15 protein-coding genes and 1 riboswitch are annotated in these 16,629 nt (G+C 32.5%); of the genes, 12 read left to right on the top strand and 3 right to left on the bottom strand.

Features of this window, described 5'->3' with window-relative positions; all coding sequences use genetic code 11:
• Positions 1-41: 41 nt before the first annotated feature.
• The gene (locus DN392_RS16305; RefSeq protein WP_064057203.1) at positions 42-254 is read right to left on the bottom strand and encodes a hypothetical protein; all 213 of its coding nucleotides are present in this window, start codon (positions 252-254) and stop codon (positions 42-44) included.
• 296 nt (positions 255-550) lie between these two features.
• Here DN392_RS16305 and DN392_RS16300 point away from each other — a divergent pair, with 296 nt between their 5' ends.
• The 6 genes from DN392_RS16300 to DN392_RS16270 all read left to right on the top strand — a co-directional run bounded on the left by DN392_RS16300 (position 551) and on the right by DN392_RS16270 (position 5,898).
• Positions 551-1,555 (top strand): DUF1835 domain-containing protein, encoded by a 1,005-nt coding sequence (locus tag DN392_RS16300; RefSeq protein WP_064057202.1) that lies wholly within the window; start codon positions 551-553, stop codon positions 1,553-1,555.
• 146 nt (positions 1,556-1,701) lie between these two features.
• A complete protein-coding gene (locus tag DN392_RS16295) occupies positions 1,702-2,106 on the top strand; it encodes a hypothetical protein (protein WP_016087711.1) in 405 nt (134 codons plus the stop codon).
• 158 nt (positions 2,107-2,264) lie between these two features.
• Positions 2,265-3,500, top strand: a complete 1,236-nt coding sequence (gene cypA / locus DN392_RS16290) for a cytochrome P450 (protein ID WP_061671998.1) — start codon at positions 2,265-2,267, stop codon at positions 3,498-3,500.
• A 266-nt stretch (positions 3,501-3,766) separates the two neighbouring features.
• Positions 3,767-5,050, top strand: a complete 1,284-nt coding sequence (locus DN392_RS16280) for an MFS transporter (protein ID WP_048566342.1) — start codon at positions 3,767-3,769, stop codon at positions 5,048-5,050.
• Entirely contained in the window at positions 5,040-5,669 is a 630-nt protein-coding gene (locus DN392_RS16275; protein WP_001069228.1) for a Vat family streptogramin A O-acetyltransferase, read from the top strand. The genes DN392_RS16280 and DN392_RS16275 overlap by 11 nt, the downstream gene beginning before the upstream one ends.
• A gap of 73 nt (positions 5,670-5,742) precedes the next feature.
• On the top strand, positions 5,743-5,898 hold the full coding sequence (locus DN392_RS16270) for a DUF1540 domain-containing protein (protein ID WP_000046089.1): 156 nt from the start codon (positions 5,743-5,745) through the stop codon (positions 5,896-5,898).
• A 101-nt stretch (positions 5,899-5,999) separates the two neighbouring features.
• Here DN392_RS16270 and DN392_RS16265 read toward each other — a convergent pair whose 3' ends face one another.
• Positions 6,000-6,497, bottom strand: a complete 498-nt coding sequence (locus tag DN392_RS16265) for a PadR family transcriptional regulator (RefSeq protein ID WP_000289103.1) — start codon at positions 6,495-6,497, stop codon at positions 6,000-6,002.
• A 141-nt stretch (positions 6,498-6,638) separates the two neighbouring features.
• Here DN392_RS16265 and DN392_RS16260 point away from each other — a divergent pair, with 141 nt between their 5' ends.
• The 6 genes from DN392_RS16260 to DN392_RS16235 all read left to right on the top strand — a co-directional run bounded on the left by DN392_RS16260 (position 6,639) and on the right by DN392_RS16235 (position 15,617).
• The gene (locus tag DN392_RS16260) at positions 6,639-7,853 is read left to right on the top strand and encodes a cytochrome P450 (protein WP_088321612.1); all 1,215 of its coding nucleotides are present in this window, start codon (positions 6,639-6,641) and stop codon (positions 7,851-7,853) included.
• Between the two features lie 112 nt (positions 7,854-7,965).
• Complete coding sequence (locus tag DN392_RS16255; RefSeq protein WP_064449400.1) at positions 7,966-8,544, top strand: cysteine dioxygenase family protein; 579 nt, start codon at positions 7,966-7,968, stop codon at positions 8,542-8,544.
• 177 nt (positions 8,545-8,721) lie between these two features.
• Positions 8,722-9,573, top strand: a complete 852-nt coding sequence (locus DN392_RS16250) for a Cof-type HAD-IIB family hydrolase (protein ID WP_088321613.1) — start codon at positions 8,722-8,724, stop codon at positions 9,571-9,573.
• Positions 9,574-9,967: 394 nt separating this feature from the next.
• Positions 9,968-11,746 (top strand): PAS domain-containing sensor histidine kinase, encoded by a 1,779-nt coding sequence (locus DN392_RS16245; protein WP_000994060.1) that lies wholly within the window; start codon positions 9,968-9,970, stop codon positions 11,744-11,746.
• Between the two features lie 229 nt (positions 11,747-11,975).
• Entirely contained in the window at positions 11,976-14,102 is a 2,127-nt protein-coding gene (locus DN392_RS16240) for a peptidoglycan D,D-transpeptidase FtsI family protein (RefSeq protein ID WP_061671995.1), read from the top strand.
• A 336-nt stretch (positions 14,103-14,438) separates the two neighbouring features.
• A complete protein-coding gene (locus DN392_RS16235; RefSeq protein WP_000932170.1) occupies positions 14,439-15,617 on the top strand; it encodes a macrolide family glycosyltransferase in 1,179 nt (392 codons plus the stop codon).
• Between the two features lie 49 nt (positions 15,618-15,666).
• Here DN392_RS16235 and DN392_RS16230 read toward each other — a convergent pair whose 3' ends face one another.
• Positions 15,667-16,347 carry an aspartate/glutamate racemase family protein gene (locus DN392_RS16230; RefSeq protein ID WP_000864384.1) on the bottom strand — a complete coding sequence of 227 codons (681 nt, stop codon included), beginning with the start codon at positions 16,345-16,347 and terminating at the stop codon, positions 15,667-15,669.
• A 153-nt stretch (positions 16,348-16,500) separates the two neighbouring features.
• Positions 16,501-16,616: riboswitch (SAM riboswitch) on the top strand.
• Positions 16,617-16,629: the final 13 nt, after the last annotated feature.

Genomic DNA, 16,629 nt, shown 5'->3' with positions numbered 1-16,629 from the left:
AATGTAGCTCTACAACGGTTTCGTTTCAATTATAGTTTTCTTTAACCTTTGATTTTAAATTTATCTTTTACGTTAATAAATATTAAGAATAAAATGACAGCAATAATTAAATTAGACAAATAGAAATTTTGGTGAAACAGTAGTTCAAAGGTAACATCAAGTGTATATAATAAAGCCGCAGCAGGTAATATACAAATAAATATAAACCTCCAATTTTTTAAATGATGTTTATAATTAGTAAGTACTTTCTCCATTAATATTGCTCCTGTATTTTTTATTTTCTATATAATTATACATTTAAATAAGAAGATTTACAAAGTATTTAAAATTTATTTAGCAACTATTGTGATTTCGTGTGATTGATAACGGGGAAGCAAAAAATATTTTAGGTCTATAGCTTGAGGAAGAGATAGAGAAAGATTTTATTAAAAACTTAGATAGCTGCATTAATCTGTGTAAGAAATGATTTGACTAAAAAAACTTTTAAAGAGTGATACTAAAATGATACACTATAATCTACGTTATTTTTGAAATGAATAGAGGGATTTGTGTGATAGATAAAATCAAAAATGTGGTAGAGGATATGTACGAAGATGAAGCAAAACATTTACTTCAAAGTATTCTGATTCAATTAAATTTATTAGAAGAAGGTTATAGTGAAGATTCAATTAAAAATTTGATAGATATTCCTAGGCAACTAACGAGTAATACATCTTATAAAAGAAATGTAAAAGAAAGTACGCACATACATATAGCTTTTGATGATTCAACTGCTGGGTGTTTAAAATATATGCTAAGTCAAGAAGAACGATTGGAAGAGAGAGTTGTCGCTTTTTCTGAATTCTTTTCAATCGGACCGATAAATAAGTTACATACGAATGAGGGGCAACTAGCAAGACAGAAATGGTTAGTAAACAACTTAACTGCATATGATAGTTATTTTGAAGAGGAGTATTTACCAAGGTTTATAGAAACTTTGGAAGAACTACACACTATTCCTATTGAAACACCTATTACAATTTGGAAAGCTAATAACGCACATGAACATGTAGGCCTATGTTTTGTAATGGCGCAATTAAAAGATAAGAAAAATATTCGCATTATTAATACATCTGAAGCAAGTAAAGAAATATTAAAACAAGAATATGATATTCGTGGAACAGGGGAATTATCACCTGAAAGTTTAGCTCTATTCCAAAAAAGTTTTGCAGAATTTCCGTATGTAACGGAAGAAAAGCGGATGAAGCTTGAACATGAGTGGGATAGATTATCGAATAGCATAGAATGTTTAAGAGTATGGAAAGAAAATGAAGTGCATTCTGTACAAGAAGATTATTTTGATCAATTTATTATTGAATGTGCGAAAAGTGTAGGTGCTGATCGAGAATTCTTAAAAGCTCCTAGAGTGATTGGTGAAGCACTTGGTCTTGTAGAGCAGTTAGTCGGCGATATGTTTTTAGAATATCGCTTAAAGGAATTAATTAAACAAGACGTATTTGAATTTGAAGGTTCACTAAAAGAAATGCGTTTTTATAGTGTAAAGTTAAGGAAATAATAAATACATTTTATTTTTAAAAACCTCGTATTTTAAATAATACGAGGTTTTTAAATTGAATTTGGGCTATAACATAAGCTTCCTATAGAGCGCATATTACATATGAATGTTAAAGGTACTGAATGAAAAGTAGGTGATTTGTTAATATGTATAACCAACAAAATTATCCATATGATCAAGGAATGTATTATAATCCACAAAACTACGGGTATGAATCTACAAATGAAGTGAGAGATATGGAACAAGAAGATTATAGACCAGATGATGCGGAAGATGCTCCAACGTCACCACCACCGTCGCAAGCGCCGTCGTTACCGTCTACATTTGCTTCTCCAGCACAAGCAGGGAATATGAAATCATGGATGTGTAACTGTCTAGGAAGATGGGGATATTTACGTTTACATCGTCCTGGTCCTTTCGGAAGGGACTTATGGTTCTTCCCGACTGAAGTGAGGAGAAATGGGGTTTCAGGTTACACTTGGCAAGGTGGTCGCCGTCGTAAAGTAAGTTATCGCTATCAGCAAATTAGTAATTTTATGTGCTTTGCGTAAATAAGAGTGAGAGAGTAGAAGGATTTTACTCTCTCACTTTTTATTTTTCAATATACGAAGTGAGATTTTGAATGAAAATTTACAATTTTCGCGTTTTTATTAGAGTATAATGCATATGTTGGTTGGTTTTCAAAAACAAATGAGAGTGAGGGAATACGATGTCAATGAAAAACAAAGTTGGGCTAAGAATAGAGGATGGAATTAATTTAGCTTCAGCTCAGTTTAAAGAAGATGCATATGAAATTTATAAAGAATCTCGAAAAATGCAACCGATCTTATTTGTAAATAAAACTGAATTAGGTGCAGAGTGGCTTATTACAAGATATGAAGATGCTTTGCCACTATTAAAAGATAATCGCTTAAAAAAAGATCCGGCCAATGTATTTTCTCAAGATACATTGAATGTCTTTCTTACTGTTGATAATAGTGATTATTTAACGACGCACATGCTAAATTCAGATCCACCTAACCACAATCGTTTACGATCACTCGTACAAAAAGCTTTTACACCGAAGATAATCACGCAATTGGAAGGAAGAATACAGGATATTGCAGATGATTTGTTAAATGAAGTCGAGCGAAAAAGTTCATTAAATCTTGTTGATGATTACTCGTTTCCTTTACCGATTATTGTAATAAGTGAAATGCTCGGCATTCCAAAAGAAGATCAAGCGAAATTTAGAATTTGGTCTCATGCTGTCATTGCTTACCCAGAAACACCAGAAGAAATAAGAGAAACTGAAAAGCAACTATCTGAGTTTATTACATATCTTCAATATTTAGTTGATAATAAACGAAAAGAGCCAAAAGAAGACTTGGTGAGTGCATTAATACTTGCGGAAAATGAAGGGCATAAACTTAGCGCCCGAGAACTATATTCAATGATTATGTTACTAATTGTGGCGGGACATGAGACAACGGTAAATTTAATAACAAATACGGTATTAGCACTTCTCGAAAATCCGGATCAATTACAGTTATTAAAAGAAGATCCAAAATTAATTGATGCAGCTATTGAAGAAGGATTACGATATTATTCTCCAGTTGAAGTTACAACTTCAAGATGGGCAGATGAACCTTTTCAAATTCACGACCGAACAATTGAAAGAGGAGATATGGTTGTCATTGCATTAGCTTCTGCAAACCGTGATGAAACGGTATTTGAAAATCCGGAAGTATTCGATATTACTCGGGAGAATAATCGTCATATTGCCTTTGGCCATGGTAGCCATTTCTGCTTAGGTGCTCCACTTGCTAAGTTAGAAGCAAAGATTGCCATTACTACTTTATTTAATCGAATGCCTGAACTACAAATAAAAGGGAACCGTGAAGACATTAAATGGCAAGGTAATTATTTAATGCGTTCTTTAGAGGAATTACCATTAACATTCTAGAATATTTATTGTAGACATGCATACATAGAAAATGATTTACATAGAGTATGTATGTGTTATTTAAATTCGAAACGGAAGGGTGAAAACATCCCAATGATCAACTAATTCTATTTGTAAGAGATCTTCGTTAAAAAACGAAATATTCTTCTGAATAGGATTAGTCTGTGCATTTATAGAAAAGGGATGTATTTCGCTCTGCGAATATATAGTCTTTTTATATGATTTGTGCTGCCTCCTGTTCAGAACATGAAATAGGGGGCTTTTTTATGTCGACAAATGTAGTAACGAAACAAAACAATGGGGTATCACAAGTATTAAAAAATCGGTTTGTGCAAGGAATTCTTGCATCAGCACTATTTTTACAAATTGGAATATGGGTTCGGAACTTTGCGGTATTACTATATGTAATGGAAATGACGAAAGGTGATGCTTTTGCTATTTCAATGATTTCGGTTGCTGAGTTTGCTCCAATTTTCATCTTTTCCTTTATAGGTGGAACCTTTGCTGATAGGTGGAAGCCAAAGAAGACAATGATATGGTGTGAAACGTTAAGTTCCATTTCAGTATTCGCTGTATTAATTACACTTATGTTTGGAACATGGAAAATCGTGTTTTTTGTCACGCTTATTTCTGCAATCCTTTCGCAGTTTTCTCAACCATCAGGTATGAAATTGTTTAAACAGCATTTATCAACGGAACAAATCCAATTAGCGATGTCTATATATCAAACAATATTTGCGATTTTTATGGTGTTAGGACCGATTCTTGGAACATTTATCTTTCATAGTTTTGGAATTTATATTTCAATCATCATAACAGGTATCGCTTTTTTACTGGCAGCAGCTGTGTTGTTATTTCTTCCGAAAGATCTTGAGAATAAAAATGAGAAAAAAGAAATCACGTTGTTACAGGAAATGCTAGACGGTATTAAATACGTAAAAAAGAAAAAAGCATTAACTTTGCTAGGGCTTTGTTTTATGGCAGCAGGACTAGGTATCGGTTTAATTCAGCCATTAGGTATATTTATTGTGACTGAGCAGTTAGGGTTATCAAAAGAGAGTTTGCAATGGTTACTAACAGTAAATGGCGCGGGTATGATTGTGGGCGGTGCTTTAGCGATGGTATTTGCGAAAAATGTTGCTCCGCAAAAGATGTTAATTGTAGGGATGCTCGGTCAGGCGATCGGCATTGGTATTATTGGTTATTCGACGAGCTTATGGGTGACACTTACAGCACAACTTTTTAGTGGGTTAGCTCTTCCGTGTATCCAAATAGGTATTAATACGCTCATTATTCAAAACAGCGATACTGATTTTATCGGTCGTGTAAATGGCATTTTAAGTCCACTATTCACCGGTTCAATGGTAGTAACAATGAGTATTGCTGGTTCATTAAAAGAGGTGTTCTCATTAAGTACGATGTATGAGGGCACAGCTTTACTATTTATAATTGGATTATTATTTATTTTACCTATATACAATTTAAAGCCAGTAATAGCGTTAGAAAGTGAAATAAATGGTAAAGGAAGTGCTGTACAACATGAATCCTAATCCAAATGTAAAATACCCAATTGAAGGAAATCAAAACGTTCATTTTATAAAAAATACAATAACGAAAGCTAATATACTCGTTGGTGACTATTCTTATTATGATGCGAAAGATGGAGAAACATTTGAAGATCGAGTATTACATCATTATGAATTTCTTGGAGATCATCTTACTATTGGAAAGTTTTGTTGTATTGCAAATGGAGTTACCTTTATTATGAACGGAGCGAATCATCGGATGGATGGATTTTCGGCATATCCATTTAATATATTTGGGAATGGGTGGGAGAAGTATACACCTAATTTGTCTGATTTACCTTACAAAGGGGATACAGTTATAGGAAATGATGTATGGGTTGGTATGGATACAACGATTATGCCTGGAATAAAAATAGGGGATGGTGCAATCATTGCAGCTAAATCTGTTGTGACTAGAGACGTCGCACCATATACAATTGTTGGCGGAAACCCTGCAAATAAAATAAAGGAACGATTTACAAATACAATAGTAGAAGAGTTATTGCAAATTCAATGGTGGCATTTTGACATTGAAAAAATAACAGAAAATATAGATGCTATTGTACAAGGAAATATTGAACCATTAAGAAAGCTAAAAAGGTAATAAAAAATGCATGACAAAGAGTATCATACCTCCGAATTTTGTTAATGATAATAGAACAAGGAGGTGTGATACTATGGCACAAGACGTTTTATGTGAAGTAAACAACTGTAAATTTTGGGCTAACGGCAATAAATGTAGTGCAGATGCAATTTATGTAGTAAGTCATAAAGGGAAACATGCATCAACTACGGAAGAAACAGATTGCAAAACTTTCGATCCAGAAGTATAAATTTTTGAAGGGTAGCCAAATCGTGGTTGCCCTTTTATTAATTATAGTATTGATAATAAATCTCATTTTCATTCATTGTTTTTAACTTTTCTTGTTAATTTTTATATTTTCTTCATAAGTGATGTAATCCAGAGCAATTCATGTTCAATACGTGATTTACTAAATTCAATGACTTCTGTAATAAAAGATGAGCTAACACGTAAAGATTGAATAGCAGTAAGCTGTTTATGTAGTACGTCTTGGCGTATTGTTAAAATTTCTTTTCTACCTTCGTAATCAAGTTTTTCAAATAGAGCGATACGTACAAGGAACTCAGCGTTATTTGTCGCAATTTTTTCAGGAAACTCTCTTAACATTTCTGAAAAAATTTCTTCACCTGTTTCAGTTATGTCGTACATATTTCGGTTTGGCTTTCCGACTTGTGTATGTACTTTTTTCGTTATAGCCCCCATATTCTCAAAACGTCGAAGAGAAGGATAAAGCATATTATGATTTAATTCAAAATTCTCTCCTAACTGATTTTGGATATTTTTCTTTATTTCATAACCGTGCTTTGGCCCTGACGTTAATTCTGCGAGTAATAAAATATCAACATACATAAAAAATCCCCCTTATATATTTCTCAAGTTCTCCAATAAAAAATCTCCTTTATTATATGTTAAAATAACATATGTTAGATTATACAACTTTGAACTACCGACCTATCACTTTTATTGTAAAAGAAAAGGGAGGAAAGAACTATGGCTTCGCCGGAAAATGTGATTTTAGTTCATGAAATTTCAAAGCTGAAAACAAAAGAAGAATTGTGGAATCCGTATGAGTGGTATCAATTTATGAGGGATAATCGCCCAGTACATTACGATGAAGAGCAAGATGTATGGAATGTTTTTTTATACGATGATGTAAATCGAGTTTTATCGGATTATCGCTTATTTTCAAGTAGAAGGGAGCGAAGACAATTCGCAATCCCTCCTTTAGAAACTAGGATAAATATAAACTCTACTGATCCACCAGAACATCGCAATGTACGTTCTATCGTTTCTAAAGCATTTACTCCAAGAAGTTTAGAACAATGGAAACCCCGAATACAGGCAATCGCAAATGAACTTATAGAACATATCGAAAAATATAGTGAGGTTAATATTGTTGAAGAGTTTGCTGCACCTTTACCTGTTACCGTCATATCTGATTTATTAGGAGTGCCAACAACGGACCGTAAAAAAATTAAAGCATGGTCTGATATTTTATTTATGCCGTATAGTAAAGAAAAGTTTAATGATCTGGATGCGGAAAAGGGTATAGCACTAAATGAATTTAAAGCATATCTTCTACCGATTGTTCAGGGAAAGAGATACCATTTAACCGATGATATTATTTCGGATTTAATACGAGCTGAATATGAAGGCGAAAGATTAACAGATGAAGAAATTGTTACTTTTTCTTTAGGTTTATTAGCGGCAGGCAATGAAACAACTACTAATTTAATTATTAATAGCTTTTATTGCTTTTTAGTGGATTCACCTGGAACATATAAAGAATTAAGAGAAGAACCTAAATTAATTTCAAAGGCAATTGAGGAAGTATCGCGCTATCGCTTTCCCGTTACATTAGCTAGGAGGATTACAGAGGATACAAATATATTTGGGCCTTTTATGAAAAAGGATCAAATGATTGTTGCGTGGGTAAGTGCAGCAAATTTAGATGAGAAAAAATTTTCGCAAGCCTCTAAATTTAATATACACCGAATAGGAAATGAAAAGCATTTAACATTTGGTAAAGGTGCTCACTTTTGCTTAGGGGCACCACTTGCACGTTTAGAAGCTGAAATTGCTTTAACTACTTTTATAAATGTCTTTGAAAAAATAGAGTTATCTCCATCGTTCAATTTAGAAAAATGTATATTGGAAAATGAACAAACATTAAAATACTTACCTATTCTTTTGAAAACTAGGTAAAACGTTCAGCAAGGTGCATTGTAATGTACCTTGTTTTTTATTTCTCAATTGTAAAATTCTGGTGTGTTTTATAGTATGGAAGTGTGTGAAAGAAGAGTAGAGGAGGATACTTATGTTAACGTGTAATGGAAGTAAAATGTTTCAAACATTTATTAAAGCTGTAACGGATTTAATGGATAGTAATTTATTAGAAGATCAAATTGTTTGTGCGATTGAAAAATTATTAGAAGAACTTTTAGAAAAGAAAACATGGCTTCCGTTAGAAAAACAGAAGGCTAATTCGGCTCAATACGCACGACACTTGTTATATGAAGATCCTTTAAAGAGATTTGAAGTATTAGCTCTTGTATGGAAAGATGGACAATCTACACCTTTACATGATCATGATGGTACATGGGGAGTAGAAGGCGTTTTTACAGGGAGGATAATGGTGCAAAACTTTATACAAACTAAGCAGCTTGAAAATTCACTTGTTTATTTAACACATACAGGAAATCTTTATTTGGGAGAAGGAAAAACAGATAAAGTCATTCCACCAGCTGATTGTCATATTCTTGAAATAGGTAAAAATGAAAGCGTTGTCACTATTCATATTTACGGAAAACGTTTAGAAAAGTTTAAAATATATGTCCCAACTGAAGAAAAGAATGTGTACATGTGTGAGACGAAATATATTAGTTATAGTTCATAGTTTAAAATCAAAAGCTTTTCTTTAAAAAGAAAAGCTTTTGATTTTATTTTTAATTATTTCTTGACCTGAAACGCTTTTCATAAATTATAAATAAGGAGTACTTCACGAAATCAGTATGAAAACGATACCTATTGTTTATAATGAGCTCGTGTATTTATAGAAAGTGGTGAAGGAATAATGAAATTAATCGCAATTGATTTAGATGGAACTCTTCTTTCGGGGAATAAAATGATTAGTAAAGAGAATGCAGAAGCAATTCGAAAATGTCAGGAAGCGGGTCATGTTGTAGCAATTTGTACAGGACGTTCTATCGTCGACATTGAAAGATTGTTGTTAGAAGTTAATTTAGAGTGTCCAATTATTGCGGAAAATGGTGCGCTTATATATAAAGATAATAAAATGATGAAGAGATATCCAATTCAAAATATGCAGGCACTTGAGATTGTGGACTATCTTGAAGAGAATGGCTTATATTATCAGCTTTATACTAATAAAGGTGTATATGTACCAGATTATGGAGTAGAGAGTGTACGTAATGAGATCGAATATGTGAAGAATTCAAAAGAAGATTTTGATTTGAAAGAGTTAGAAACGATTGCAGCATTATATCTTGAACATACAGCATTTCATAGTGCAGAAAGTTGTAAACCAATTGTAGAAACAGAAATACATGTGCATAAGCTTTTACCATTTTCTTATGACATAGAAAAGTTAAAAAAGTTAAAAGCAGCGTTTCTGCATAATACTGATTTAGCAATTACATCTTCATATTGGCATAATTTAGAGATTAATCATCGAGATGCCCAAAAAGGAAATGGATTATATACTTTAGCAGAACATCTGAATATTCCGGTTGAAAATACTGTAGCGATAGGTGATGGGCTAAACGATGTATCCATGATGGAAAAAGCAAACATATCAATTGCAATGGGGAACGCAGTCGAAGAAATAAAAGCAATGTGTAAATACGCAACTTTATCAAATGAAGAACACGGTGTTGCACATGCTTTATATAAATATGTAATGTAATATAAAAAGAAAAAAAGAATCCAAATGGATTCTTTTTTTCTTTTTATTAGGGGTAAGGTTTATTCTATGAGATTCATAGAAGCCTTATTACTTTTTATTATATAGTATTTATTATACTACTAAAATCGATGTGTATGACTCTGATATTAAAATCCGGTTTCTGCATGGGTACCCGTTTTAGGTTGGTCGTACATTCAGAATTAATATGTGATGAACAAAATACGTACTGATTAAGGATTCATTTTATACGCAAATTCTTCTCTATTTTAATTGAAAAATAAAATTTATTCGAATAATTATTCTGCAGCTATATACCTAAAGGCACATTCTACGTATAATGGAGAAGTATAAATTTTGAATTTGTATTAATTTTACATATTGAGGTGAAAAAGGAATGAATGCGCGGCTAATGGAACTTATTGATGTGAGTACAATAGAAACCATGGCAGAACAGTTTTATAAATTAACCAACATATCACATCAACTTCTTGATGCTGAAAAAGAATGTATATTTTCTTTTGGAATAAATGAGATGAAAATATGTAAACTTCCCAAAATTGAAATCCCCATTTTTTTATACAATCAACATTTAGGATCTTTTGTAGTATGGTCAAACAAAAGTGACATTTTCAATTGTCAAAAATACTTTGAAATGCTTTCAAATCTAATTATAGATGGAGCAACGAAGGTATTTCAAAGTGAAAATACAACGTTGCTTTCTCGAAAAGAGGAGGAACTGCACACGATTTTACAAAACATGCCTGTTATGGTTGATGCGCTTGATTATAATGGAGATTTTGTTTTGTGGAATCGGGAGTGTGAAATTGTAACAGGTTATACAGCTGAAGAAATAATAGAGAATCCAAATGCCCTACAATTATTGTACCCAGATCATAATTATCGTCACCAAATACAAACGAAATTTTTAACTTGTGGAAAAAATTTCAGAGATTGGGAAATGCACTTAACATGTAAAAATGGTGAAATAAAAACAATCATGTGGTCCAATATATCAGAACAGTTTCCTGTAACAGGATATAGCTACTGGGCTGTCGGAGTAGATATTACACATTTAAAAGCGATAGAAGACCAGTTAAAACAACAAACGTCTGAATTGGAATTAATTTTTAAGGCTTTACCAGATTTATGTTTCTTAACAGAAGATGATGGCACAATTATAGATTATAAAGCAGGATCCCCTTCGAAATTTTACGTACCGGCACAAGCTTTTATGGGAAAAAAGTTTTTCGAAGTATTACCATCTCCAGTAGCACAGCAATTTCAGGAAGCAATTCATCAAGTGAAGGAAAAAGGGACGAATGTAATTGTTGAATATCCACTTACAATTAATGGGAGTGTCGATTTCTTTGAAGCTAGATGCTTACCATTATTACATGATAAAATTATGATCATTGTACGCGATATTACAGAACGGAAAAAGACAGAGGAATTGCTAAATAAATCAGATACACTTGCAGCAATTGGTCAATTAGCAGCTGGTGTGGCTCATGAAGTGAGGAACCCATTAACTGTCATTAAAGGGTTTATACAGTTATTTCAAATTAATAAAGAAGATCAAGAAAAATATTTTGATTTAATGCTTTCTGAAATTGAAAGAATAGAAGCGATTCTTCAAGAGTTTTTATCAATTGCTAAAACAGATGAGATAAATACAGAACAAAAAAATATTTATCAAATTTATAATAATGTCGTATCGTTAATGAATACAAAAGCAATTATGACGAATATTCAAGTGGAACTATATGCAGACAACAAAGACATAAGCATTGAATGCTCAGAAAATCAATTGAAACAAGTGTTTATTAATATTTTGCAAAATTCAATCGAAGCTATGCCAGATGGCGGGAAAATTACAATTCATATTAAAGAGATAAACGATGAAGGTGTCATTATTCATGTAATTGATGAAGGAATAGGGATACCTGAAGATAGAATTAAGAGATTAGGTGAGCCTTTTTATAGTACGAAAGAAAAAGGTACCGGTATCGGATTAATGTTAAGTTATAAAATCATTGAAAGTCATCAAGGGAATATAAGTATTATGAGTGAAGTTGGAGTCGGGACAACAGTAACGATTTACTTGCCGAAAGCTCAGAGTGAAAAATCTCTATCAAATTATGATGATAGATTCGAATCAATACGCAATTATTAACTCTTAAATTACTAAATCCCCAATAACCAAAAGTTAAGCTTTCGGTTATTGGGGATTTTTATATTTAATTTAGTAAACTTTACCTTTTCTTAACCTTTGTTTTAATTTCTATTAAGTTTTTATCAGTATATTAATATTTGTGCAAAGTACTGTATAGAAAATGTGCATTACTTTTAATATATAGATTCAATTATTATTAGGAATTCTGTAAGAAGGAGATTATGACAAGGTGAAAAAGCATGAGAAAAAAAGTGGTAGAGCAATACCGACGCGGTTAAATATTTTATTTCTTTGTGTATTTTTATTATTTTCTGCAATGATTATACAGTTAGGTAAAGTGCAAATTTTCGATGGAGAGACTTATAAAAATGAAGTAGAAAAGAGAGAAAATGCAACTGTGAGCCTATCTGTCCCACGTGGAAAAATATTTGATCGAGAAGGGAATCCAGTTGTTGATAATACATCTTTACGCACGATCACGTACACAAAGATGAAAGGTGTAAAATCAGAAGATATATTAAAAACCGCGAGACAACTTGTAGACATAATTGAAATGCCGCAAGAAGATATAGATAAGTTAAATGAGACAGATAAGAAAGATTTTTGGATGCAATTAAATCCGAAACTGGCTGAAAATCTAGTATCGAAAAAAGAAATAGATACATTTAGAGAAAAGGATATTAGCGGCAAGAAGCTAGATAAAAAAATAGAAGAGTTAAAAAGAAAACGGGTTACAGATAAAAATCTTCAGGAATTAACAGAGAAAGATATAAAAGTGTTAGCTATTAAAAGTAAGATGACTTCTGGTTATCAAATGGCTCCTCAGATTATTAAAAAAGATGTTAGTGAAAAGGAATTTACTATAATTAGTGAAGGTTTAGCGAATCTCCCAGGTGTAGACGTATCGGTGGATTGGGAGAGAGTGTATGTAAATGATGGATTATTCCGATCTGTTCTTGGAAATGTTTCTAATTCCGATGAAGGATTACCAAGTGAACGATTAGATTACTACTTGGTACGTGATTATAGCCGAAATGATAGGGTTGGAAAAAGTTATATCGAGCAGCAATATGAAGATGTACTTCATGGTACAAAAAAAGAAGTAAGAAGCGTTGCAGATAAACAAGGTAATACAATTAGAACGGAAACCGTTTCTGAGGGAAAGAGCGGTAAGAATTTAACTTTAACAATAGATATGGAATTACAGAAGAAAGTAGAAGAAAGTATTGAAAAAATATTAAAGGCATATAAAGCGTCAGAATCCATGTTGGACCGTGCTTTCGTTGTAATGATGAATCCGAAAAACGGACAAGTATTATCCATGGCCGGGAAAAGACTTGTAGAAAAAGACGGAAAAACAGAAGTTGAAGACTATGCATTAGGCACAATGACTAGTTCTTATGAGCTTGGATCAACAGTTAAAGGTGCGACAGTTTTAACTGGATTTGAAACGAAAGCTATAACACCAGGTACTTATTTTTATGATGCACCTATGAAGTTTAAAGGAACTAAGGAAAAAAAGTCTTGGAAAGAGTTTGGAAATATCGATGATTTAAGAGCGTTACAAGTCTCTTCAAACGTTTATATGTTTAATACAGCATTAAAAATTGCAGGTGTAGATTATGTAAAAAATAGTTCATTAAATATTAAACAGGAGTACTTTGATAAAATGAGGTATTATTTCAGGCAATTTGGATTAGGTGTTCCAACGGGTATTGATTTACCGAATGAAACAGCTGGACAAATTGGTAAAAAAGATAATCAACCTGGTTTCTTACTAGACTACTCAATTGGCCAGTATGACACCTATACGCCACTTCAGCTTGTACAGTATATTTCAACAATCGCAAACGGTGGATATCGAATGAAGCCACAAATTGTTCAAGAGGTAAGAGAGCAAACGTCGCAAAAAGATGAGATTGGTAAAGTGGTGCATGCAGTAGAACCAATCGTTTTAAATAAGATAGATATGAAAGAGGAATATATAAATCAAGTAAAAGAAGGATTTAGAAAGGTATTCCAAGAAGGTGATGGAACAGGAGTAAGGGCGTTCCAAAAAGCATCTTATAAGCCAGCAGGTAAAACAGGGACAGCACAGACAGTATACGGTGGAGAAAGTGATATTGGAAGAAATGAAAAAGGTGAGCGAAGAGAATGTTATAATTTAACGTTAGCAGGATATGCGCCGTATGATAATCCTGAAGTAGCATTCTCTGTAGTTGTGCCGTGGGTTATTAATGATAAATCTGGTATTAACTCTGATATTGGAAAAGAAGTTTTAGATGCTTATTTTGAATTGAAAAATAAGAGATTGACTGGAGAAACTATAAAAATAGATAGCTCTCAAGAAGGTTAAAACATATGAAATAGTACAGAAACTAGAGTCGACTTATTTAGAAATAGGTTCAAAATGGGTGATAGAGAGGTAAAATCATTCTATCAATTATTCACATTTTATAAAATAAATCATATATTGATAGCATAGGACAAGCTGAAAAGCTTATTCTAACCTCACAGAACACTCCTTATCACGGTTTGGCATCTACTTATGTAGATGCCTTTTTTAATTTAATCACTAACAATTATTTATCAACCTAAAGTCGCAAGCATATTAGGACTATTAGGTGAAGATTGACGGTAATAATTACAGTATGATTAATAAGAGTATTGAAATGTAAGGAGTGAGAGATAAGTGCTAAATATTTTAGTGGTTAATTTTCCAGCAGAGGGACATGTAAATCCTACATTAAGTTTAGTCAAAGCCTATACTGAACGAGGTGATCACGTACATTATATTACGACAGAACAATTTAAAGGCAGAATTGAAGATTTGGGAGCTACTGTATATACACATCCAGATTTATTAAAGGAGATTTCTATTGATTCTGAAACTCCAGATGGGCTGAATTCTTTCTTTCGTGTACATGTTCAAACTTCTTTATATATATTAGAAATTACGAAACAATTATGTGAAAACATACATTTTGATTTCGTAATTTATGATATATTTGGCGCTGGAGAGTTAGTAAAGGAGTATTTACATATTCCAGGCATAGTTTCTTCTCCTATATTTTTAATTCCTCAAAATTTTTTGGAAACATTACCTTTTCATCCAAATGCAGAAATACCATTCCAACCTGATAAAATTTCTGAACAGTTACTATATCAAATGGAACATGAATTTGGAGTAACGCCTAAAAATAATCTTCAATTTATGCATAACAAGGGAGATATTACTCTTGTGTACACAAGTCGCTATTTTCAACCTAATAGCGATTTATTTGGAAGAAATAACATTTTTATTGGTCCTAGTATTTCAAATCGTAAAACAAATGTAGAGTTTCCACTTGAATTGCTTAAAGGTAAAGAAGTTATATATATTTCAATGGGGACACTGCTTGAAGAGCTTGAACCATTCTTTAATACGTGCATTGATACTTTCTCGGATTTTGATGGAATAGTTGTAATGGCAATTGGTGATAGAAATGATCGTTCTAAAATTAAGAAAGCTCCAGACAATTTTATAATTGCTTCATACGTACCCCAATCAGAAATATTAAGTGAAGCAGATGTTTTTATTACACATGGCGGCATGAACAGCGTACACGATGCTATTTATTTTAATGTCCCATTTGTCATCATTCCACATGATAAAGACCAACCAATGATAGCGCAAAGATTAACTGAACTTGAAGCAGCACATCGGTTATTGAAAGAGAATGTTAATGTGCAAACGTTAAAAGAAGCGGTAACAGATGTTCTTTCAAATAAAAAGTATAAGCATGGTATACGAAAACTGAATGATAGTTTTTTAGAATGTGGTGGTTCAAAAGAAGCAATTGCAGTGATTACATCTCTTTTAAATAAATAGTTTAGACAATATAAAAGCATAGAGGATTAACCTTTATGCTTTTATATTATTATCCTGCAAACTGCACAGCAGTATTTGCATGTAAAAAAGCGGTATCAAAAACAGGTACAGTAAGGTCGTTTTGGGAAATGAGCAATGGTATTTCAGTGCAGCCTAGCAATATACCTTCTGCGCCGTTTTGAATTAATGAGTTTGTGATTTGTAAAAGTTTTTCTTTTGATGTTTCTGAAATAATTCCTTTACTTAACTCATTTAAAATAACATGATGAATAAAATTTCTATCCTCTTCAGTCGGGATGATTGTCTCAATATTAAAATTTGCTAGACGTGATTTATAGAAGTCTTGTTCCATCGTTTGTTTCGTACCCAATAGTCCGATACGCTTTATATTCTGTTCTACCATTTCTTTAGCACTTACATCACCAATGTGAAGAAGTGGAATAGATATTGCATTTTCTACTTCTTCAGCAAATAAATGGATCGTATTGGAACACATTAATAAACAATCAGCTCCGGATTTTTCAACCTTTTTTGCAACTGTGACTAATTCGTTTTTCACTTCTTCATATTGATGATTTTGTAATAAAGTAGTTACTTCACCAAAGTCCATGCTATATAAAACAAGCTTCGCATTTTGATCATATTGAGAGAGTGTAAGTGTATTAATATGTTTATAGTATAACGATGTAGATTCCCAACTTAGTCCACCAATTAAACCGATTACTTTCATCGTACATTCCTCCCGTAACTATCTTGAATTCATTATTTCACAATTCCGATAAGGATACAATGATTTAAACGCACCGTTAAACGAAAAATAAAAATAATTAGAAAAGTATTGAAATTTATACTTATTAGTGCCATAATACGAATTACAAATTAATACTTATCCAGAGAGGTGGAGGGAACGGCCCTATGAAACCTCAGCAACCCCTATATAAATTTATAGGAAGGTGCTAATTCCGCAGAGGACACGATGTGTTTTTTGGAAGATAAGAGGATTCTTGAACGT

This window comes from Bacillus sp. BB51/4, from assembly GCF_008368845.1.
Taxonomy (GTDB): Bacteria; Bacillota; Bacilli; order Bacillales; family Bacillaceae_G; genus Bacillus_A; species Bacillus_A wiedmannii.
This window is presented reverse-complemented; position numbering and strand designations above follow the sequence as displayed.